Annotated in this window: 12 protein-coding genes; 2 read left to right on the top strand and 10 right to left on the bottom strand. The window is 71.7% G+C overall.

Annotation, left to right across the window (positions count from 1 at the left end; translation table 11 throughout):
* Nucleotides 1-7: 7 nt before the first annotated feature.
* Nucleotides 8-766, bottom strand: coding sequence for a hypothetical protein (locus tag WME97_RS19325; protein ID WP_437553733.1), 759 nt, complete (start codon nucleotides 764-766; stop codon nucleotides 8-10).
* A 126-nt stretch (nucleotides 767-892) separates the two neighbouring features.
* The gene (locus WME97_RS19320; protein ID WP_437553731.1) at nucleotides 893-1,768 is read right to left on the bottom strand and encodes an Fpg/Nei family DNA glycosylase; all 876 of its coding nucleotides are present in this window, start codon (nucleotides 1,766-1,768) and stop codon (nucleotides 893-895) included.
* Nucleotides 1,769-1,935: 167 nt separating this feature from the next.
* Between WME97_RS19320 and WME97_RS19315 the strand changes: the two genes are divergently transcribed.
* Nucleotides 1,936-3,189 (top strand): AgmX/PglI C-terminal domain-containing protein, encoded by a 1,254-nt coding sequence (locus WME97_RS19315; RefSeq protein WP_437553729.1) that lies wholly within the window; start codon nucleotides 1,936-1,938, stop codon nucleotides 3,187-3,189.
* A gap of 31 nt (nucleotides 3,190-3,220) precedes the next feature.
* On the opposite strand, the gene WME97_RS19310 is transcribed toward WME97_RS19315, so the two are convergent.
* From WME97_RS19310 to WME97_RS19275, 8 genes are all read right to left on the bottom strand, one after another.
* The gene (locus tag WME97_RS19310; RefSeq protein WP_437553727.1) at nucleotides 3,221-4,822 is read right to left on the bottom strand and encodes a PAS domain-containing protein; all 1,602 of its coding nucleotides are present in this window, start codon (nucleotides 4,820-4,822) and stop codon (nucleotides 3,221-3,223) included.
* A gap of 207 nt (nucleotides 4,823-5,029) precedes the next feature.
* On the bottom strand, nucleotides 5,030-6,190 hold the full coding sequence (locus WME97_RS19305; protein WP_437553725.1) for a PAS domain-containing protein: 1,161 nt from the start codon (nucleotides 6,188-6,190) through the stop codon (nucleotides 5,030-5,032).
* Between the two features lie 156 nt (nucleotides 6,191-6,346).
* Nucleotides 6,347-7,279, bottom strand: a complete 933-nt coding sequence (locus tag WME97_RS19300; protein WP_437553723.1) for an AraC family transcriptional regulator — start codon at nucleotides 7,277-7,279, stop codon at nucleotides 6,347-6,349.
* A gap of 77 nt (nucleotides 7,280-7,356) precedes the next feature.
* A complete protein-coding gene (locus WME97_RS19295; protein WP_437553721.1) occupies nucleotides 7,357-13,446 on the bottom strand; it encodes an AAA family ATPase in 6,090 nt (2,029 codons plus the stop codon).
* Between the two features lie 200 nt (nucleotides 13,447-13,646).
* Complete coding sequence (locus WME97_RS19290; protein WP_437553719.1) at nucleotides 13,647-15,518, bottom strand: protein kinase domain-containing protein; 1,872 nt, start codon at nucleotides 15,516-15,518, stop codon at nucleotides 13,647-13,649.
* 146 nt (nucleotides 15,519-15,664) lie between these two features.
* Nucleotides 15,665-15,982 (bottom strand): Rieske (2Fe-2S) protein, encoded by a 318-nt coding sequence (locus WME97_RS19285; RefSeq protein ID WP_437553717.1) that lies wholly within the window; start codon nucleotides 15,980-15,982, stop codon nucleotides 15,665-15,667.
* Between the two features lie 11 nt (nucleotides 15,983-15,993).
* On the bottom strand, nucleotides 15,994-18,438 hold the full coding sequence (nirB, locus tag WME97_RS19280) for a nitrite reductase large subunit NirB (protein ID WP_437553715.1): 2,445 nt from the start codon (nucleotides 18,436-18,438) through the stop codon (nucleotides 15,994-15,996).
* A gap of 3 nt (nucleotides 18,439-18,441) precedes the next feature.
* Nucleotides 18,442-18,786 (bottom strand): hypothetical protein, encoded by a 345-nt coding sequence (locus WME97_RS19275; RefSeq protein WP_012236117.1) that lies wholly within the window; start codon nucleotides 18,784-18,786, stop codon nucleotides 18,442-18,444.
* Nucleotides 18,787-18,953: 167 nt separating this feature from the next.
* Between WME97_RS19275 and WME97_RS19270 the strand changes: the two genes are divergently transcribed.
* Nucleotides 18,954-20,522: a GMC family oxidoreductase gene (locus WME97_RS19270; protein ID WP_437553714.1), complete on the top strand. Its 1,569-nt coding sequence runs from the start codon at nucleotides 18,954-18,956 to the stop codon at nucleotides 20,520-20,522.
* Nucleotides 20,523-20,591: the final 69 nt, after the last annotated feature.

Raw genomic sequence — 20,591 nt, 5'->3', positions numbered from 1 at the left:
GAGCCCGTCAGGGCGCCGCGGACGGCGCCGGCGCGAGCCCGAAGACGCGCTCGTGACGGGCGCTCACGTGGCAACCCATGCACGAGGCGACCCGGCCGGCGGAGGTCACCTGGCCCGCGGCCGTGACCGTGCCGTAGACCCAGCCCGCGTCGGTGCCGGGCGTGTCCGGCGCGACCTTGAGCACCACGTAGGCGCCGGCGAGTCGCGACGCGCGGTAGACGCGATCGCCGTCGCGCAGGATGGGATCGAAGTGATCCGCGGCGTCCGGCGGGGTGGCGCCGGCGCCCGGGAGGGCGGCCGCCGCGCCGTCGTCCACCAGCTCTGGGACAAAGCTCTCCTTGACCAGGACCTGCCCGACCGGCTGGGCGACGGGCGCCTGTCCCTCGGCGAGCGGATAGCGATCACGGTGCTTGGCGAACACCGAATAGAGCTTGCGGGCGTGGCCGCCGTCCTCGGCGACGCTCATGCGGACGCGGCCGGGCAGCGGCATCCGGCACAGCCAGGGCGCCCAGCGGAGCTCGTCGTCGACGCGCCCCCAGGGCTTGTAGTCGTGAAAGGCGGCGGCGATGAGCGGGGCGAGGCGGGGGTCGATCTCGGCCTCGGCGGCGCCCGTCGCGGGTGGCGAGCCCGGCGGAGCCGCCGAGGAGGAGGAGGCGGAGGCCGGCGGGGGCGTGGCGCTCCCGGCGTCGTCCGGCGTGACGGGCTCGTCCAGGGCGTGGCTGCACCCGGGCGCGAGCGCGAGGATCAGGAGCAGGGTGAGGCGCATGGAGCGGATCGTACGATCGCGGCGCCGGAAAGGTCTGCCGGACAGCACGGTTGCGCGCGACGCGCGATCGCCGGGAATCGCCGGCGTCCTCGCGCGCGCCGCAGCGCGCCCCGCCGGCGGCCGAGTTCACGGCGCGGACGGAGCAGGCCCAGCCGGCGGCGGCGCGGTGCGGGTCGGCTGGCAACGGGGACAGAAGTAGGTCGACCGCATCATCGTCCCCTGCCGGAGCATCTGGATCGCGGCGCCGCAGTCGTAGCAGGCGTACCCCTCGCGGCCGTACACGCTGACCGGCCTCCTGCGGTCTCCTCCGGCGCGCGTCGTGCGTTTGGTCATGTAATGTGCGGTCGGCCCACGGTACGCGCTGGCGGCGTCCCGCGGCTCGACGTTGGCTTGCAGGAGGCGGCGGCCGACGTCGAGCATCGCGGAGAGCTCCTCGTCGGAGTACGCCCGGACGGGGGCGAAGGGGTCGAGCCGCGTCCGGAAGAGGAGCTCGCTCTTGTAGATGTTGCCGATGCCGGCGACGACGCGCTGGTCCATGACGGCGACGCCGAGCGGCACCTCGTCGAGGGCGCGCAGGCGGCGGAGCGCCTCGGCGGCGTCGAAGGCGTCGCCGAGCAGATCCGGGCCGAGGGCGCCGAGGAGGCGATCGCCGCGCAGGGCGCTCGCGCGGAGCAGCCGCGCGACGGGCGCGCGGAAGCAGACGGCGACGTAGCCCGGGACCGCGAGGATGGCCGACGCCGTCGCCTCGGACCGCTTCCAGCGCTCGCCCTCGCGGTAGAGGTGCCAGACCCCGCTCATGCGCAGGTGCGTGTGGAGGACGGTCCCCTCGTCGAAGAAGATCAGGAGGTTCTTGCCGCGCGCCTCCACGCGCTCGACGCGGCGGCCGACGAGCCGACGGCACGGCTGGTCGCTCCTGGGCAGCTCCAGCGCGACGACGGGCGCGCCCGTGAGCGCGGGGCCGAGGGCGGCGGCGATGCGGAAGAGGGTGTCGCCTTCAGGCATGAGCGGTGTCCGGAGGCTCTGGTGCGGACCGGCCGGATCGCAAGGGGCACGAGCGGAAGAGCCAGGCCCTCACCGCATCGCCGGCCTCGCTTCGCGCTCGCCTGAACATGTATGCTCGCATCCTCGGTTCGCGGCAGTTCAGCGTCGCGACCCTGGAGAGCCGCTCGATGCCTCACCCGACCTGGTGTCCCATCGCCCTGCTGGCAGTGTCGCTCTGCGCGTGCGCCGCGCCTGCGCCCCCGCGCCCGCCGGCCGAGCGTCCGATCGCCGTACCCATCGCGCCCGCGGCGCCGCCCGTCGCTCCGGACGCCCCGCCCGACGCAGCCTCGCCGCCGGAGGTCGAGATCCGAGGCCACCAGATCCTCCTGGACGGCCGGCTCGTCGGCGACGCGAAGCGCATCGCCGAGCTCGGCCAGCTGACCAAGGTCGATGAGCTGTTCGTGCAGCTGGAGGCGCGCCGCGCCCGCGAGAGCGACCGCGGCGCGCCCGCGCAGGGCGAGATCGCCGTCGTGGCGGACGGATCGGTCGCCTGGATCGTCATCGAGAGCGTGTCGCGCACGGCGGCCTTCGCGGGCTACCCCGTGGCGCTGGTGCGCACCGGCGTGGGCGGGCTCCGTTTCCGCGCGCCCGTGCCCGGATCTCCAGGGGAAGACGCCTCGGAGCCGCCGTGGTTCGAGATCGCCGTCGATGTCCGCGAACGCGACGTGGAGGTGAGCCTCTTCGAGCTGACCGTCGCCCCGCCGAGCGCCTCGGAGGGCGGCGGCTTCGTCCGGACGCTCGTGAAGCGCGAGGTCGTGGGCCCGCAGCGGGAACGCGCCTCCGCCGCGCTCGCGGAGCTCGCCGAAGCCGCGTGCGCGAAGGCGCCGCGGACCTGCCTCGACCGCATCGGCCTGCGCGCCGTGCCGGGAGCGAGCCTCGCCGACATCAAGGAGGTCGTGTCGACCACCCTGGGCCGCGCACGGCAATGGAAGGAGCGACCGCCGGGCTCGAATCCGGAGATCCTCATGATCCGAGCCGTCCCCCGCGAAGGCCGGTTCACCGGCCCGCCAGGATCGCCGCCCTCGTTTCGCGCGCTCTCGATGGAGGTCTCGGGCCGGCTGCCCCCCGAGGAGATCCGGAACGTCGTGCGCGCGCGGTTCGGTGCGCTGCGCAAATGCTACGAAGACGGGCTGCGCCGCGATCCCAACCTCGCTGGCCGGATCGCGGTGCGCTTCGTCATCGGCAGGGACGGCAAGGTGACGGCCGTCGCCGAGGACGCTCCGCAGCCGAACAGCCCCCCGCCGCCGCCCGCGATCGCGTCCATGCCGGATCGCGCGGTCGTGAGCTGCGTGCTGCGCGAGTTCGAGAAGTTCACGTTCCCGGCGCCCGAGGGCGGCGTCGTGACGGTGGTGTATCCCATCATGTTCTCGCCAAGCTCGTGACGCCGACGCGGCGCGGGCGGCTCCGCCGCGCTCAGGCCTTTCGATCGGCGCGCGCGCTGATCACATACCCCTTTCGCGCCAGCGCGTGCCGGAACCCGGCTTGCAGATCCCGGTGCGTCGCGAGCTTGCCGAGCTCGATGCCGAGCTCGATCACGGTGCGGGCGGTGCTGGGCGAGGCGCCGACGACGCTGCACTCGGCCCCGAGGAGCCCCGCGGCGCGCGTGGCCTGGAGCAGGTGGTTGGCCACCGCGCTGTCGACCGACGTGACGCCGGTGATATCGATGATGACGAACTCGGCGTGGTGCCGCTCGACCGCGGCGACGAGCGACTCCACGAGCTGGGCGCCGCGCGAGCTGTCCATCTGGCCGACGAGCGGGACGACCAGGATGCCCGGGTGGATGGGGATGCTCGGCGTCGAGAGCTCCTGGATGAGCTCGATCAGCCGCCGCTGCGTCTCCAGGAGGATCGACTCCTGGCGCTTCGCGTCCTCGATCTTCTTGCGCTCGGTGATGTCCTCGACGAGCCCGAGGAGATAACGGCCCTTGCCCCTGGCGTCCTCCATGGGGATGAAGCGGGCGCGACCGATGCGGTCCCCGAAGCGCTTCGAGGGGACGCGGAGCTCCGGGACCTCGACCGGTACGCCCCCCGCAAGGACGCCGCGGCTCTCGGCGTCGATCTTCGCGGCCAGCGCCTGCGGCAACAAGTCGCTGGCGCGCAAGCCGATCAGCTCCCCCGGCGCGTGGCCATGGAACTCCTCGAACTTCCTGTTCACCCGCACATAGCGGAGCTCCGCCGCATCCTTGACGAAGAGCATCAGCGGGAGGTGCTCGATGATGCCGTCGAGGAGGAGGCGCGCGCTCTCGAGCGACGCCTCCGTCGCCCTGCGCTCGGTGACATCGTCGTAGACCACGGCGACGCACTCATCTCCCACGGGGAACGACCACGTCGTCATGACGCGCGTGCCCTCTTCCTGGGGGAGGATCACCTCGCTCTCGTCGGTCCCGCCGGTGCGGATCAGCTCCGCCAGGCGCTGAGGAATGCCGATCTGCCGGAGGCTGGGGACGCTCTCGTCCATGGTCCGGCCGAGCATCGCCGCGGTGGGCCGGCTGGCGATCCGCTCGGCGGCGCGGTTCATGTAGACGTACCGGAGCGACCGGTCATCCTCCGGGGCCTCGAGGGCGAGGAAGGTGCAGCCGAGGTGCATGGACTCGACAACCTGCGCGCAGCGGCGCTGGTGCTCCCGAATGCGGCGCTCCCCTCCATCGATGAGACGGAGCAGGGCGCCGCGGCCGCCGCCGATCGTGCAAGCGAGCCCGCGGAGCACCCACCGCGGCGCGCCGCGGCCCTCGTCCGGGAGGTCGATCTCGGCTCGATCGACCTCGCCCGAGAGGAGCGCCTGGATCCGGGCGACGTCGGCGGCCGCGGGCGCCAGCGACAGGAGCACGCGATCGCCCTCCGGCGACAGCGGCAGGCTCGGCGCCCCGAGCCCCGAGAGGAGGCGATCGAGCTGCTCGTTCTTGCACAGGACGGCGCCCCGCGCGTCGATGACGAGCGCTGGGTCGTCCAGGGCCTCGATCAGGAGACGTGGATCGATGTGAAGAGTCTCTGCGCGATCTTCGGCTGTCGTGTGCACGCACCCACCCCGTGAGCCCAGCGCGAGGGCCGAGCGCGGCCCCGCTGCTGAACGGTCACAACCGGGCGCATCATCGCTCCGTTCTCGCGCTGCTGCACCCTCCGGATGAGCAGAGTCGCCGAAAAAGGGAGGCGGCGTTCGCGCCGGAGGCGCTCTATGGCGCCGGAGCGAGCTCGACGGCGCGGGGCCGCCGCGCGTGAAGCCCTGTCAGCTGGCGCGGCTCTGCTGCGGCGGCTGCGGCGCCATCCGCCGGATACAGTAGCTGAGGGCGGCCCGGAGATCGCGTTGCGTCGAGATCGTCGAGAGATCGAGCCCCAGCGCGACCATCGTCTGCGCGACGTTCGGCTTGATGCCAGCCACGATGCCTTCGGCGCCGAGCAGGCGGATCGCCGCCACGAGCTCGATGAGATGGCTCGCCACCTTCGTGTCCACCATGTCGACCCCGGTCAGATCGAGGATCGCGAAATGGGCTTGTTTCTCCATGATGCGCGCGAGCAGCGCATCCATCACCTCGGCCGTCCGCACGCTGTCGACCACGCCGATCATGGGGAGCGTCAGCACCCCGTTCCACACCTCGATGATCGGCGTGGAGAGGTTGCGAATCACCTCCTGCTGCTTCTCGATCTGAGAGAGCCTGGCCCGCAGCTCTTCCTGCGCGCGCTTCACCGCGGTGACGTCGAGCGAGAACCCGAGCACCGCGTCGACCGCATCGCGCCTGTCGAGCACGGGGACGACCCAGCTCTCCCAGTGGACGCCGTGCGCCGTGGTGTGATCATGGACCATCGTGCCGGCGATAGCCGCCTGTAAGGCGGCGCGCTCTCTCTCGGGATAGAGCTGGAGCAGGTTCTTCCCGAGGAGCTCGCCCCTCGCGAGCCCGGCGGCATCGAGCCCCTTGCCGTCGTGGTAGATGACGGTCCCCTCGGTGTCGATCGCCCAGATGACGACCTGGAGGTTGTCTGCCAGGCCGTCGAGGAGCCGCTCCTTGAGGCTCGGCTCTGCAGGGCTGCTCTCGCCGTCGGCGCCGGCCTGCCGCAACGATCCGTGGATCGTGCCTCCTTCGGGCGCCCGGCTCGCGTTGCACGTCAGCCGCCGGTAAGCGCCCTGGGCGTCCATCAGGCGCACATCGACCTGCACCGGCTCTGTTTGCTCCTTCAGCCGGATCCACGCAGCGGTGAAGTCGGCGCGATCTTCCGCATGGACGAGCGCCGTGAGCGAATTGCCGTGCGCTACCCCGGCCCCCAGCGCCTGACGGAGCGCGCCGCTCGAGTGCAGCACATCCCCATCGATCCCCGCGATGAAGAGCATCTCTGGACAGGATGCAAGAAATGTATGCAGCAGCCCCGAAGTGGCGTCCGGTTCGTTCGCCATCGTCTCCCTCCCGTATGTCCCCCCTCAACAAGATGGCTTGTATCAGAAGCGCATTGCTGTTGGGAAGCCGCGCTCGCCACGTGATGATGTTGGTGCGATGGACGACGGATCGCGTCCAGCGTCGAGGCCCGGATGAGCTCTCGCGGAGTGCTGCGGTCAGCGGCGCGGCCGCACCTTGAACCAGAGCTCGAGGTCCACGCGGCCGTCCTTCGGCTCGTCCGTGACGTAGTGCTCGTGGGAGGTGAAGTCGTCGGGCGCGAGGCTGCTCTCCCTGAACCAGCACGAATAGATGCTGCGATACGCCTCCGAGATCCCGGACACCTCGCCGGCATAGCGGAAGACGGCGTAGCGGCCCTCGCTCATCCGGCCGCGGAAGAGCGGGGGCGGCAGCGGGACGGTCTTCGGACAGGGCACGCAGGCGTGGTATCGGCACAGCTCGGGGGCGGTGATCTGCGGGCTATCGTGCGGTGTACCCCAGGCATCCACGGCGTCTTCGCAGAGCCCGAGCTGCCGGGCGGCGGCGATGAGGTCCGACCAGAGGCGCTCGAGGGCCGAGACGTCGTACCCGCCCGGGCTGGCGAGGCATGCGAAGTCGAGCCCGCTCGTGGTCTCGAAGCGGACGCGCGCGCTCCACGCCGCCGCCTCGAGGCGCCGCTCGTCGACCCCGCGCTCGGGCGGGAGCGTGTAGAGCTCTTCCGGCCGGAAGTCCTTCCCGTAGAGCGACGTCAGCTTCCCGATCGCGACGGGGAGGCCGCGCTCCGGGCTCCGCACCTGCGACGGGCTGCAGCCGAAGTGCGCCGCAAACGCCTTCGAGAAGTTCGAGGCGGACGAGTACCCGGACGAGAGCGCCACATCCATGATGCTGCGGTCCGGCTCGTACGCGAGCCGCAGCGCCGACTGCTCGAGCCGCCTCCGGGTGATGAACCGCCCGATCGGCTCGCCGACCGCCGCGTGGAAGACCCGGTGGAAATGGAACTCGCTGAGGCGCGCCGCGCGCGCGACGTCCGCGACCGTGATGGGCCTCTCGAGGTTCGCGGCGATGAAGCGGAGCGCGCGCTCGATCTCGGGCCGGTGGGCGGACTCCGTCACGAGGACCTCGGCGAGGCGGCCATCGCGGATGCGAGGGGCGTGCCCGGAGCCCGCGGGCCTTCGGCGAACCGCATGCCCTAGTCTACGACGGATCCGGCCGGCACGGCGCTCTCCGGTGGGCTCAGCGGGAGCTCCACCACGAACGTCGCCCCGGCGCCCGGCTTGCTCTGCACCCGGATGGATCCGCCGTGCGACGCGACGATCGAGCGCGCGATGTAGAGCCCGAGCCCGATGCCGCCGAAGTTGCGCACCGACACCGCGCGCTCGAAGCGCTCGAAGATCCTGCCCTGATCGGCCTCCGCGATCCCGATCCCCTCATCCCGGATCACGAGCTGCGCGCGATCCGCCTGCGGCCGCACGCCGATGAAAATAGGCCCGCCTGCGCCGTACTTCATCGCGTTCGACAGGAGGTTGACGACGACCTGCTCCAGGCGATCCGGATCCCAGTGCCCGACCACGGGCGCTCCCAGATCCAGCTGCGTCGGGCAGCGGGCGTCCGCGAGCTGGGGGCGCATCCGCTCGACGACCTCACGCACCAGCGCCGCCAGATCGACCGGCGCCCGCGTGAGCGCCAGCCGCCCGGCGTTCATCCTCGTGACGTCGAGCAGCTCGTCGATCAGGCGCCCGAGCCGCGACGTCTGGCGGCCGAGGATCCGGAACATCGCCTCGATCCGCTCCGGGGGAAGGCCTGCGAGCGAGCGGCGGTGCAGCAGGCGCTCGGCCGCCTGCACCTGCATCTGCATCGAGGTCAGCGGGGTCTTGAGCTCGTGAGACGCGACGACGAGGAACTCGTCCCGCCGCGCGATGGCCTCCTGGGCCTCGGTGTACAGGCGGGTATTGTCGAGCACGAGCGCCGCGCGGCGCCCCAGCTCCTCGACCAGCCGCAGGTCGGCGGGGCCACAGCGGCGCTCGGGCGCCGTCGCCAGCAGGGTCATGACGCCGAAGTACCGGTCGCGCGCGAGCAGCGGAACCCGCAGGAACGCGTGGACGCCGAGCCGCTCCCAGGGCGGCCTGACCCGCGGGTCGAGCGAACGCACCTGCTGCAAAAGCGGCGCGGCGCGGCCATCGACCCCCTCGGATCCGGCCGGCGGCGCTTCTGCGAGAGCGCGCAGCGCGTCCTTCAGCGCTTCCAGCTGCTCGCCGGGCACCCCTGCGACGACCGTCGGGCCCGGTGTCCTGTCCGCCGAGAGCACCTCGACGACACACTGATCCGAGAGCTCGGGCACCGGGAGCTGCGCCACGCTCTCGAAGGTCGCGCTGTACCCCAGCGTCATCAGCTTGCGGCTCGCCTCGGCCAGGAAGCGCTCGGCCTGCTCGGCCCGCTTGCGCTCGGTGATGTCGGTGGAGATGCCGCAGAGCACGCCGGGCATGACCCCCTCACTGAGAGGGAATTTGATCGACAGGAACGTGTGCAGCCCGTCCTCCAGCGGCACCGTCTCCTCCCACTCCATCGGCGCGCCCGCCGCGAGCACCTGCCGCTCGTGCTCGCGGACCATCTCGGCGAAGGGCGCCGGGAAGAGGTCGGCGTCGGTCCTCCCGAGGAGCTGCTCGCTCGGCATGCCCAGGAGGGTGCCCACCTGCCGGTTGGCGAGCAGGAATCGGCCCTCTCGATCCTTGACGTAGACGCTCGCCGCCGAGTTGTCGACGATGGCCTGGAGCATCTTCTGATTGGCCTTGAGCGCCTGCTCCGCCCGCCGCCGCTCGGCGTTCTCCTGCTCCACCTCGGCATAGAGCGTCGCGTTCTCCAGCGAGAACGCCGACTGCGAGGCGAGCAGCTCGACGACGCTGAGCCGCCCGGGGGTGAACGCCCCGGTGGCGAGGTTGTTTTCCAGGTAGAGCAGGCCGATGAGCCGGCCCTGGCGCACGATCGGGAGGCACAGCACCGATCTCGGGCGCTTGCGCCGGAAATACTCATCCTCCACGAAGGGGTGCCGGCCGGCGGCGTCGTCGAGCAGCACGCGCTCGTGGCTCCGGCGAACATAGTTGAGGACCGACTGCGGCAACGCAGCCGAAGGCGCCTCGTCCGCATCCAGCAGCCGCACCGCGCCCCCTGGCGTCGCGATCGCCGCGAGCCACAGCTGCTCCTCCCGGACCAGGAGGACACAGCCCTCCTCGGCGCCCGCGTGCTCGACCACGATGCGAAGCAGCATCTCGAGCAGCCGCGAGAGCTTGAGCTCGCCGGAGATGCTCTGCGCGGCCTTCACCACCGACAGGACGTCGAACTGCTCGGCCCGTACGGCGAAGGTGACGGTGGGGGCGATCGGCTTGCGCTCGACGAGGTGAGGGTGGCGCTGATCGAGCTGCTCCACCTTGGCGTGGGCGCCCCAGCGGAAATAGCCGGCGCGGGCGCTTCGCAGGTAGCTGTCGGCGGGCGTCGGGAGGCCGCGCGCGCGGTAGAACTCCGCGGCGAGCTCGCAGGCGATGGCCTCATGCTGGACGAAGCCGCCCTCGCGCGCCGCCGCGATGGCCTGCTCGTAGAGCCGGCTGGCCTCCGGCTCGCGCCCCAGGAGCCGGGCGATCTCGGCGCGGACCAGGGCGTGCTTGTGGAGGAAGTTGTCCGGGCCGCTCCTGGCCCACGCGCCGAGCTGCCGCTCGCACTCGATCAGCTCCTCCAGCTCCTCGGGGAGCACCGGCGGCGGGGACGGCTGCGCCTCGCCCGCGCCGTGCGGCGCGTTGACGAGGGCCGCGAGCGCGAGCGCGCGATAATAGAAGCTCTCGGCGATGAGCGCGTGCGGACCGACCCTGGGCGGGTGCTCGGCGATCGCGCGGGTCGCCGCCGCGAGCGCCTCTCGGGGAGAGCCGAGCACGAAGAGCGCCTGCGCCTTCAAGCTGTAATAGAAGTCGCGAGCGGCCTCCAGCTCTCCCCCCTTCTCCAGCCGCGCCTCGAAGGCCGGCGGATCCAGCTCGGACCCGTCCGGCATCGAGAAGCGGACCGGCCTCCCGCGCAGCGTCTGGATCATGGCGTGGCCGCCGAGGAGGGCGTTGTGCGCGAACGTGTAACCGACCGTGCGCACGAAACCGAGGCGCTCCGTGACCTCGTGAAGCACGTCCTCCAGCGCCTCGCCGGAGAGCAGCGGGAACAGCGCGGCCCAGATGCAGTTGGTGCACGCCATGTTCAGGTCACCGGACTCGACCGCGGCGCTGAAGCCTTCTCGCGTGTACGGATACGTCTCTCTGTAGTGGCGTGTCCAGAAGACGACGTAGTGTCCGAAGAGGATGACCACCACCGATTTCGTGGTGAGGAGGCCGCTCTTCTGCGCCAGTTCGTGGCCGAGCCTGCCGAACAGGTGAGCCTCCTGATATCGCCCGAACCTCGAGCTGATCACCATCGCGAAGGCGGCGTACGCGACAGCGGAGTGCTCGGCGTTGCCGTGGCGCAGGCTGAGCTCGACCATGCGCATGACGACGAGGTTGTACAGGTTCGGGTCCACGAAGAACGCAGGGAGGGAAACGCTCTGCAGCACGCCCATCGTGATCTTGAACCCCGGGTGCGTCATGGGCGGCAGGTGGATCAGGCCGTCGATGGCCCGATGGCCCAGGGCCTTCCAGACGATCTCGGTCTCCTCCTCGACCTGCGCGTCGGTGGGCTGGAGCGGCAGATCGACGTCGCACGCGCGGAGGCACAAGAGCCCGATCTCCACCGCGCGGGCGTATTGCCCGCGGGTGACGTTCAGCGCGACGGCGAGCTCGACGACGGTGGCCGTCTCGTGCCGGGTCCTCGCGCGATCCATGAGCTCTTCCACGCGCCCCTCGGCTTCCTCGAAGCTGCCGGTGATGTACGCGATGTGCGCGCGCTCGAAGGTCAGGCCGTAGGTCAGCTCGTGGCGCGTCTCCCACGAGGCCGGCGCGAGCAGCGCGAGGCCAGCCGCGAAGAGCGCGGCGGCGGACTGGAAGGCCGCGGCCGCCTTGGCCTTTCTGCCGGCGCGGAGGTTCAGCGCGGCGACCTCGTCCCGCTCCGCCTGGGAACGCAGGAGCGCGGCGCCGCGGTTGAGGTGGCCGACGACGTCGAAGAGCGCGTCGTCGCGCTCCTCCGCGCGTCGCGCCCCGAGGAGCAGCCGCCCGATCCCCAGGTGCATCTCGGCGAGCTGTCCCGCCGGGATGAGCGAGTAAGCGGCTTGCTGCACCCGGTCATGGAGGAATCGATAGGCGCCGTCCCGGCGGAGCAGCAGCCCCTCCCGCACGGCCTCCTCGAGCGCGTCGCGGAGCTCCGCCGCCGGACGGCCCGCGACCACCGCGAGCGTGTCGAGCTCCAGGCTGCTGCCGAGGCACGCGGCGAGCGTGAGCGCGTCCCGCGTCGGGCCCGAGAGCCGCTTCAGCTTGCCCGCCATCAGCTCGACGACGTTGTCGGTGAACTCCTTGTCCCGGATCGCGGCGATGTCCCAGCGCCACCTGCCCTCCTCCGCGTCGAAGGTGATGAGCCCCTCCTGGTGCAGCGCGAGGAGGAACTGGAGCACGAAGAACGGGTTGCCGCCGGTCTTCTCATAGACGAGCCCCGAGAGCGGCTCGGCCTGCTCTTCCGGCGCGTGCGGCGCGTGGACCGTCTCGGCGACGAGCGCCCCGACGTGGGCGGCCGAGAGCGGATCGAGGACGAGCTCGACCACGGCGGCGCCGCGCTTCCGCGCCTCGGCCAGCGTGAGCCGCAGCGGGTGCGCGGGGCCGACCTCGTTGTCGCGGTACGCGCCGATCAGCAGGAGGTGCTCGGACCCGGCGTAAGTGGCGAGCTGCTCGAGCAACTGGAGGCTCCCCGCGTCGGCCCACTGCAGATCGTCGAGGAAGAGCGCGACGGGGTGGTCCTTCTGGGCGCACGCCGAGACGAAGCGCTGGAGCGTCGCGTGCAGCCGGCTCTGGGCCTCGGCGGGCGGCAGCTCGGGCACGGGCGGCTGCGGGCCGAGGAGGAGCGTGAGCTCGGGGAGCACGTCGGCGAGCAACCTGCCGCTCTCGCCGAGGGCCTCCCGGAAACGCTGTCTCCAGCCCTCGACCTGCTCCTCGCTCGCGCAGAGGATCTCCTGAAAGAGCGCCCGGAACGCCTGATGGAAGGCGCTGTAGGGGACGTCCCGCGCGGCTTGCTCGAACTTGCCGGACAGGAAGAAGCCGCGCTCCCTTACCACCGGCCGGTGCAGCTCGGCGACGAGCGACGATTTGCCGATGCCCGAGTAGCCCGACACGAGCACGAGCTCTGGCCGGCCGCTCGCGACCACGCGCTCGAACACGGCGAGCAGCGCCGTGACCTCGCGCTCGCGCCCGTACAGCCGCTGCGGGACCTGGAACCGGTCGGAGAGATCGCGCCCCCCGAGCGCGAAGGGGGGAATGGAGCCGCTCTCCCGCCACCTCGCGAAGCACTCGTCCAGGTCGTGCCGCAGGCCCGCCGCGCTCTGATAACGCTCCTCGGCGGCCTTGGAGAGCAGCTTGAGCACCACCGCGGAGAGCTGCGGGGGAATCGAGGGGACGAGCGCGTGCGGCGGCCGCGGCGCCTGGGCGATGTGGCAATAGACCCACGCGACGGGATCGCCGGCCTGGAACGGCAGCGTGCCCGTCAGCATCTCGTAGAAGACGACGCCCAGGGAGTAGAGATCGGTCCGCTGGTCGATCCAGCGGTTCATCCGGCCTGTCTGCTCCGGGGCCATGTAGGCCAGGGTCCCCTCGATGAGCCCGATGTGCTCGAGGTGCTGGAGCTCGCGGGGTATCCGGGACGCAATCCCCAGGTCGGTGATCTTCACCTCGCCGGTGGCGGGGTTGAGGAGCACGTTCTGCGGCTTGATGTCCTTGTGGACGACGTCGTGCCGATGCAGCCCGGCGAGCGCCTCGACAAGGCGGATGGCGAGGGGGAAGAAGCGCTCGAGCGGCGTCGGCCCATCCTGGAGCCGATCGAGCGACACGCCGCCGAAATCCTCCAGGACCAGCGCCGGCTGTTCGCCGAGCATCGCGAGCCCACAGGGCTTGACGATGGCCGTTGTGTCGAGCGCCCGAGCGATCTCGTATTCGTGGCGAAGCCGCTCGGCGGCGCGAGGGCTCGCGTGATCGCGCCGGAGGACCTTGAGCACCACGGGATGGCCGTCGTCCTCGCGTACACCCCGGTAGAGAACGGTGTCTGAGCCCTCGTAGAGGGTCTCGATGATGGCGTAACGGGACGAAGACCCGTGATCGGACGAGACGGGATTGGTGCCCACGTGAGCCCTGATTGCGGGTGATGCGCTGCACATGCTGCCATGGTCGGCGCGCGTCGCCAGCGCTTTGAGCGGGCGGCGCGCCGGCCCTCATCCGTCCTCCGCGAACCCCCAGCGCGCCTTGCCCCACACCGGGCCCGCCCTGTCGATGACATCGTGGCAGGACCTCTGCCCCGCGCGCTGGCTCGGGGAATGTCCGCTCATCAGCGGCGCACGAGCGCCTCGCTCCCCGCCAGCGTGCCGCCCAGGGTCCCCCATCGCCCCGCGAGCTGCCGGCCCGCGATCGCATAGCTGACCACGCCGACCTGCTGGCTCGGCGACCAGCCCACGACGAGCTGATCGCCCGAGCGGATGCCCACCCCCTTGAGCGCGCCGGTGCTCAGCGCCCACGTGACGGCGTACGTCTCGCCCGTGGGCACGATGACGACCGTGCCCTTGCGAGCGCCGTCGACGATCCGGTAGCTGCCGACCAGCCCTTCAGGGCCCTCCAGCTCCTCGGAGATCACCTGGCCGGGCCGGTCCGTGGCGATCCACTGCCCGTGGAGGCGGCCGCCGTCGATGCGGTACGCGGCCGCGCCGTAGGGCCCGCCGCTCGCCCATCCCACGGCGAGCGTCTGCCCCTGCACGAACGCGATCCCCTCGTAGCCCGCGCCCTTCGTGATGATCCAGGCGATGCGGTACGTGTCGCCGCTCCGGGAGAGGAGGACGTTGCCCGAGTAGCTGCCCTGCCCGCCCGGGTTGCGCGACGATACGATGTCGTAGGTGCCGGCCAGATCGACGTCGCTGCTCGCCGCGACGCTCGATGGCCTGGCCGGCGGCGTCGGCGTGCCGCCCGTGGCTGTGGCCGCATCGCCCCCGCCGTACAGCGGCGCCGGCGGCGCGCCGTCGGCCGCGCGGAGCCGCTGGAAGGCCATGAAGCCGAAGGCCATGAGCGCGGCGACGGCGACCAGCCCGCCGCCCGCGATCGCGAGGAGAAGGCCCCAGGGGGCCCTGCGCGGGGGCAACGCCGGCACCGGGACGAGCGTGCCGCCGGCCATGCCGCCGACGTCGGTGCGGTAGACCCCCGGCTGGGTCGGCGCGGTGATCGGCCCGGAAGGGCCGGAATACACCGGCGGCGTGGGCATGGATGGCACGGCGGGCAGCGGCGCGGACCTGTGGGCGGCCGCGGCGAGCACGGGGTCGAGCGCCGCCATGGCCTGCGCCGCGTCGGCGAAGCGAGCGCGGACGTCGCGGGCAAGGCACCGGGCGAACCAGGCGTCGAAGCCGGGGGGGATCAGGTGCGCGCAGCCGAGCTGCGCGGCGCGGGCGGACGGCGGATCCAGCGGGCCGAAGAGCACCTCGCGCATGAGCGACATGACCGAGGCGCTCGGCCCGCGGCTCGGCTCGACCCAGTAGAGGCGCGCGGTGAGCAGGTAGAACGCGAGCAGCCCGAGCGCCCAGACGTCCGACGCCGGGACGACCTGCGCGGCGAGCTCGGTCTGCTCGGGCGCCATCCAGAGCGGCGTCCCGACCGACGCGGTGATCGACGTCGTCGCCCGCGCCTCGGCCACGATCTTCGCGACGCCGAAGTCGAGCACCTTCACCTTGAAGCGGACGTTCTGCTGCCGCGGCCGGGCGATGAAGATGTTCTCGGGCTTGAGATCGCGGTGGACGACGCCCGCGCGGTGCGCCGCGCCGAGCGCGTGGCACAGCTGCCCCATCAGCTCGCGCACCTCGTCGGGCGGCAGCGCGCCGCGCTGCGCCATCACAGCCGAAAGGTCGGCCCCGTCGAGCAGCTCCATGGCCAGCCAGGGCGTCTGCGTCGCGGGATCGACCCCCGCGGCCACGACCTCGACGACGTGATCGCTCTCGATCCGCGCCCCTACCCTCGCCTCCTGCTCGAAGCGCTCGCGGAACCGCGGGTCCTGCGCGAGCTGCGCGTGCATCAGCTTCACCGCGCGCGGCTTGCCCGTCGAGAGCTGCTCGGCGACGAACACGGCGCCCATGCCCCCCTGGCTCAGGGGGCGGACGACGCGGAAATCGCCCCCGAGGACGGCGCCGGGGGCGAGCGGTGCGGCTGTCGTGGGGTCGGCCATGGCGAACGGGAACCCTCCAGGCGACGTCGGGCGACGCGCGACGCGCTCCGGCAGCGTACCCAAAGACGCGCGATCCAGGGGCTCCGCAGAGCGCCGGCGCGGCAGCACGCGCCGGGCCTCCCCCCCGGGCGCGGGGCGGGCGGCGCTCAGCCCCCGCCGCCCTCGATCCGCACCAGGATCTGGTTCGTCGCGCTCAGGCGGACGGGATAGGTCTTGAGCCCCTCCCCGCCGCTCAGGGCCTCTCCGGTCTCCAGGTTGAACTTCTGGGCGTGCAGCGGGCAGATGAGCGTGCAGCCGCCGAGCAGCCCGTCGACAAGCGGGCCGCCGCGGTGAGGGCAGCTCGCCTGCGTGGCGAACACGCGGCCTTCCCGCGTCACGAACACCGCGATGCGCTCCGATCCGACCTCGAACGCACGCCCCTCGCCCGGCGGGATCGCCGAGAGGGGGCCCAGGGTGATCTCCATCTCTCGCCCCCTCATTGCACGATCGGCAGGACCGATCGGAACTGGTTCGCCGTCTTCGGGGAGTTCGCCTCTCGCCACGGATCGCGGTACGCCTCGATCGTCTTTTGCATCTCGTCGTCGAGGCGCGCCGCGATACCCTCGCTGTCGTCCACGATCACCGCGCGGATCTTCTGGATTCCGACGCGCTCCACGAATCCGTAGGTCCGCTCCAGGTACCTGGCATTCTCGCGGTAATACTGGATGAATCGGCCCATGAGCTCGAGCGCGTCCTCGTGCGTCTCGACAACGCAGAGCACGTCGCCCTTGCGCACGTGGGCGCCGGCCGCGCCGCCCACGTAGATCTCCCACTTGCCGCCCTCCACCGCGACGGCGCCGACGTCCTTCACCATCGCCTCCGAGCAGTTGCGCGGGCAGCCCGCTGTCGCGAGCTTCAGCTTGGCCGGCGTGTCCATGCCCTGGAAGCGCTCCTCGATCTTCAGCGCGAGCGCGATGCTGTCGCCGAGCCCATACCGGCAGAAGTCGCTCCCCACACAGCTCTTGCACGTGCGGTACGATTTGCCGTACGCGAACCCAGAAGGCATGTCGAGGTCGCGCCACACCGCCGGCAGGTCCTCCTTCTTCACGCCCAGCAGGTCGATGCGCTGGCCGCCGGTGAGCTTCACGAGCGGCACACGGTATTTGTCGACGACGTCCGCGATCTTCCGGAGCTGCGCGGCTGACGTGATGCCGCCGGCGATCTGTGGGATCACGCTGAAGGTGCCGTCCTTCTGGATGTTGGCGTGCACGCGGTCGTTGATGAAGCGGGCGTCGCGCTCGTCCTCGTAGTCGTGGTGCCATACCGTGCGGAGCAGCGACGCGAGCCCTGGCTTGCTCCCCGGGTCCTCGTTCCCGCCGGCGAGCTCGCGGAAGACGGCGGACACCGACCTGAGCCCGCGCTCGCGGATCGCCTGGACGAGCTCGGGCTTGCTCAGCGGGACGCCGGGCACGTAGTAGCTGGCCGAGGGGTCCTGCTCCGCCGCGCCCCCGCACGCCCACGCCACGACCTCCGAGACGAGCTGCTTGCAGGCGCCGCAGCCCATGCCCGCGCGCGTCGCGTCCATGATGGTCCGGAGCGTCCGCTTGCCGGAGCGCACACACGCGACGAGGCCCTCCTTGCTGACGCCGTTGCAGTTGCAGACCTGCATCCCTGGCGGCATCTCCTCGATCGTGGCCTGCGGCGAGGGCGCCCCGATGTCGAACAGCAGCGACAGCCGCTCTTCCGGGAGCGGTGTGCTCTTGTCGAACGCCTGCATCAGGTACGCTGCCTTGCTGACGTCGCCAAGGAGGATGCCGCCGAGCAGCCTGCCGTCGCGGATGATGAGCTTCTTGTACGTGCCCTTCTTCGGCTCGAGGAACTGCACGATCTCGTCCCGATCGTCGGCGGGCTCGGTGATGCCCATCGAGGCGAGCTGGATGCCCATGACCTTCAGCTTCGTGGCGACCTTCGAGCCGGCGTACCAGGCCTTGTCGTTGCGCTTCGTGATGTGGTCGGCCAGCACCTTGCCCTGCTCCCAGAGCGGCGCGACGAGCCCGTAGACCTGCCCCCGGTGCTGCGCGCACTCGCCGACGGCGTAGATCCTCGGGTCGTCGGGCGAGCGCAGGTGGTTGTCCACAACGATCCCGCGCTCGACGGTCAGGCCGGCGCGCAGCGCGATCTCCACGTTTGGCCGGATGCCCGCGGAGATCACGACGAGATCGCAGGCGAGCGCCTCGTCGTCGGCGAAGCGGAGCCCCGTCACGCGGTCCTCTCCGAGCACCTCCTTCGTGCTCTTGTTGAGGTGCACCGTCACGCCGAGCTGCTCGAGCGTCGTCCTCAGGATGCCGCCCGCCGTGGCGTCGAGCTGCTGCCCCATCAGGTGACCGCTGATGTGGACAACGTGGACGTCGAGACCGAAGTTCTGCAGCCCGCGCGCGGCCTCGAGCCCGAGGAGTCCGCCGCCGATGACCGCGGCGCTCCGCTTGCCCCGCGCGTACTGGGCGATCTTGTGGCAATCGTCCAGGCTGCGGAACACGAACACACCGGGCTTCTCGCTGCCGCCCTCCAGCCGAACTCCCTGGATCGGCGGGATGTACGGAGAGCTGCCCGTCGCGATGATCAGGTTGTCATACGGCGCCACGACCCCGTGATCGCCGGTCACCTGGCGCGAGTGCCGGTGGATGGCCCGCGCGCGCACGCCCGCGTGGAGCTGGATGCCGTTCTCCCGGTACCAGGCCAGGGGGTTCAGGAAGATCTCGCTCGGATCCTGGGAGCCGTTGAGCACCTCCGAGAGCAGGATGCGGTTGTAATTGCCATACGGCTCGTCGCCGAAGATGGTGATCTCGAACTGGTCGGCGCCGCCCCGCGCGAGGATCTCCTCGACGGTGCGGACGCCGGCCATCCCGTTGCCGATCAAAACCAGCTTTCGCTTCTTCTGCATGGCTCAGATCTCCGCCAGGCCGATGTCGATCGTCGCGAGCCCCCGCGCGCCTTCGGGCGCGCCCACGCACAGCTCGATCACGCTCTCCGGGTGGATGTCCTCCACGATCACGAGGGGCACGTGGATCGCCGCCTTGGCGCCGATCGGGAAATAGCGCATCGGGTGGCCGTCGCGCTTGAGGAGCAGGTAGATGAGCTCGGACGTGGAGTTGCCCGCGCGCAGGTAGATGAGCTGAGCGCGCTTGTCCCGCGGGACGGTGTACCCGACCGCCGGACGAAGGGGCACCGGCTGCTCCAGGCCCTGCCCCTCGAACGAGTAGACACCCTGTATGAACCTCGGTGTTTCCAATGTGGCCTCCCGGGCGGATCCATCGGACCCTCGGATGGGCGTGCGCGCCGTACGCCGCCCGGCGCGCGCCGCGCGGCGCTCTGGCACCGCACCACGTTCATACAGCGAGGACAGTTTCGAGGGTTCGTTGCCCGGCGGCGCGATCCCGTGTAGGTCGAGTTTCCAAGGTGTTTCGATCGTCACTGTCCTCTTCGCCCCGCCCGGCCGGCGCCGCTGAGCTCGTCGTCGTCGGGGCCGGCTCGGCGGGCGCCGTGATCGCGGCGCGCGTCACGGAGCGCGCGGATCGCGAGGTCCTGCTGCTCGAGGCGGGCCCGGACTACCCGGACCCGGAAGGCCTGCCCGCGGATCTGCGGGACGGCACCCGCAACTCGTGGCTCGCGCACGACTGGGGCTATCGCCACCGGCCGACGCCCGGGCAGATCATGTTCCTCTTCCCGCGCGGCAAGGTGGTCGGCGGCTCGTCGGCCGTGAACACGTGCATCGCGGTCCGCGGCCAGCCTTACGATTACGACGAGTGGGCGGCGCTCGGCCTGCCCGAGTGGGGCTTCGACGCCTGCCTGCCCTATTTCAAGCGCCTCGAGGACGATCTCGACTTCGGCGAGCCCTGGCACGGCAAGGGCGGCCCGGTGCCGATCCGCCGCGCCCGGCGCGAGGAGCTCGTGCCGTGGCAGGCGGCGTTCGTCGACGGGTGCAGGGCGCTCGGCCACCCCGAGTGCGCGGACACCAACGATCCGCGCGCGCCCGGCGGCGTCGGGCCGCACGCGATGAACAAGATCGACGGACAGCGCATGAGCGCGGCGCGCTGCTACCTGACCGCCGAGGTGCGCCGGCGCGAGAACCTGCGGCTCCGGCCGCGCACGACGGTGCGGCGGGTGCTCGTGCGGAACCGCCGGGTCGAGGGGGTCGAGATCGAGACGGACGGGCGCGTCGAGGTCGTCGCGACGCGGAAGGTGGTGCTGAGCGCCGGCGCGATCGCGACGCCGGGGATCCTCCTGCGCAGCGGGATCGGGCCGCGGGCGGAGCTCGCGCGCCTCGGGGTCGCGCTCGTGTCCGACGTGCCCGCCGTGGGGGCGCGGCTGCTCGATCATCCGGGCGCCGTCATCGGCCTGTGGCCGCGCCGCCGCGGGCTGATCGACGTCCTGCGCCAGCCGCTCGTCCAGACGATGCTCCGCTACACGTCGCGCGGCAGCCAGTACCCGAACGACGTGATGCTCCAGCCGGGCTCGTTCTTCCCGCTGCACCCGCGCCTCACGGTGCCGGCGTTCGCGCTCGCGTGCTGCATCGGCAAGCCGCGCGGCGTCGGCCGCATCGAGCACGTGAGCGCCGACCCGCACGCGCGGCCCCGCATCGTCTCGAACATGCTCGTCGACCGGGACGACCTGTCGCGCGCTGTCGACGCGCTCACGCTCGCGTACGAGATCGCCCGCACCGCGCCGATGCGCGAGCTCGGCTGGTTCGTCTGGCCCACGGAGCGCACGCTGATGCGGCGGGAGGCGCTGGAGCGGTGGATCACCCGGAGCTGCGGCTCGGGCTACCACCCGTGCGGGACGGCCCCGATGGGGCCCGAGGGGGACGTCTCGGCGGCGGTCGACGGGCGCGGGCGGGTCCGCGGCGTCGAGGGCCTTGTCGTCGCGGACGCGAGCATCATGCCGACCATCCCGAGCGTGAACACGAACCTGACGGCGCTGATGATCGGCGAGCGGTTCGGCGAGTGGCTCCGCGACGGCGCGGTGTAGCCGCCGCCCGGGGGCGAGAGACCCGCTGACAGCGTTCGGCGCGCGCTCGAGGGTCGACCGGCGCTAAGG

It is taken from the genome of Sorangium sp. So ce367, assembly GCF_051520455.1.
In the GTDB taxonomy this organism is placed as follows: Bacteria; Myxococcota_A; Polyangia; order Polyangiales; family Polyangiaceae; genus Sorangium; species Sorangium cellulosum_B.
This window is presented reverse-complemented; position numbering and strand designations above follow the sequence as displayed.

Coding starts and splice junctions, on each gene's coding strand:
- WME97_RS19315 (WP_437553729.1), top strand. CDS start 1,936: ATGCCTCACCCGACCTGGTGTCCCATCGCCCTGCTGGCAGTGTCGCTC.
- WME97_RS19290 (WP_437553719.1), bottom strand. CDS start 15,518: ATGGCCGACCCCACGACAGCCGCACCGCTCGCCCCCGGCGCCGTCCTC.
- WME97_RS19320 (WP_437553731.1), bottom strand. CDS start 1,768: ATGCCTGAAGGCGACACCCTCTTCCGCATCGCCGCCGCCCTCGGCCCC.
- nirB (WP_437553715.1), bottom strand. CDS start 18,438: ATGCAGAAGAAGCGAAAGCTGGTTTTGATCGGCAACGGGATGGCCGGC.
- WME97_RS19325 (WP_437553733.1), bottom strand. CDS start 766: ATGCGCCTCACCCTGCTCCTGATCCTCGCGCTCGCGCCCGGGTGCAGC.
- WME97_RS19305 (WP_437553725.1), bottom strand. CDS start 6,190: ATGGCGAACGAACCGGACGCCACTTCGGGGCTGCTGCATACATTTCTT.
- WME97_RS19285 (WP_437553717.1), bottom strand. CDS start 15,982: ATGGAGATCACCCTGGGCCCCCTCTCGGCGATCCCGCCGGGCGAGGGG.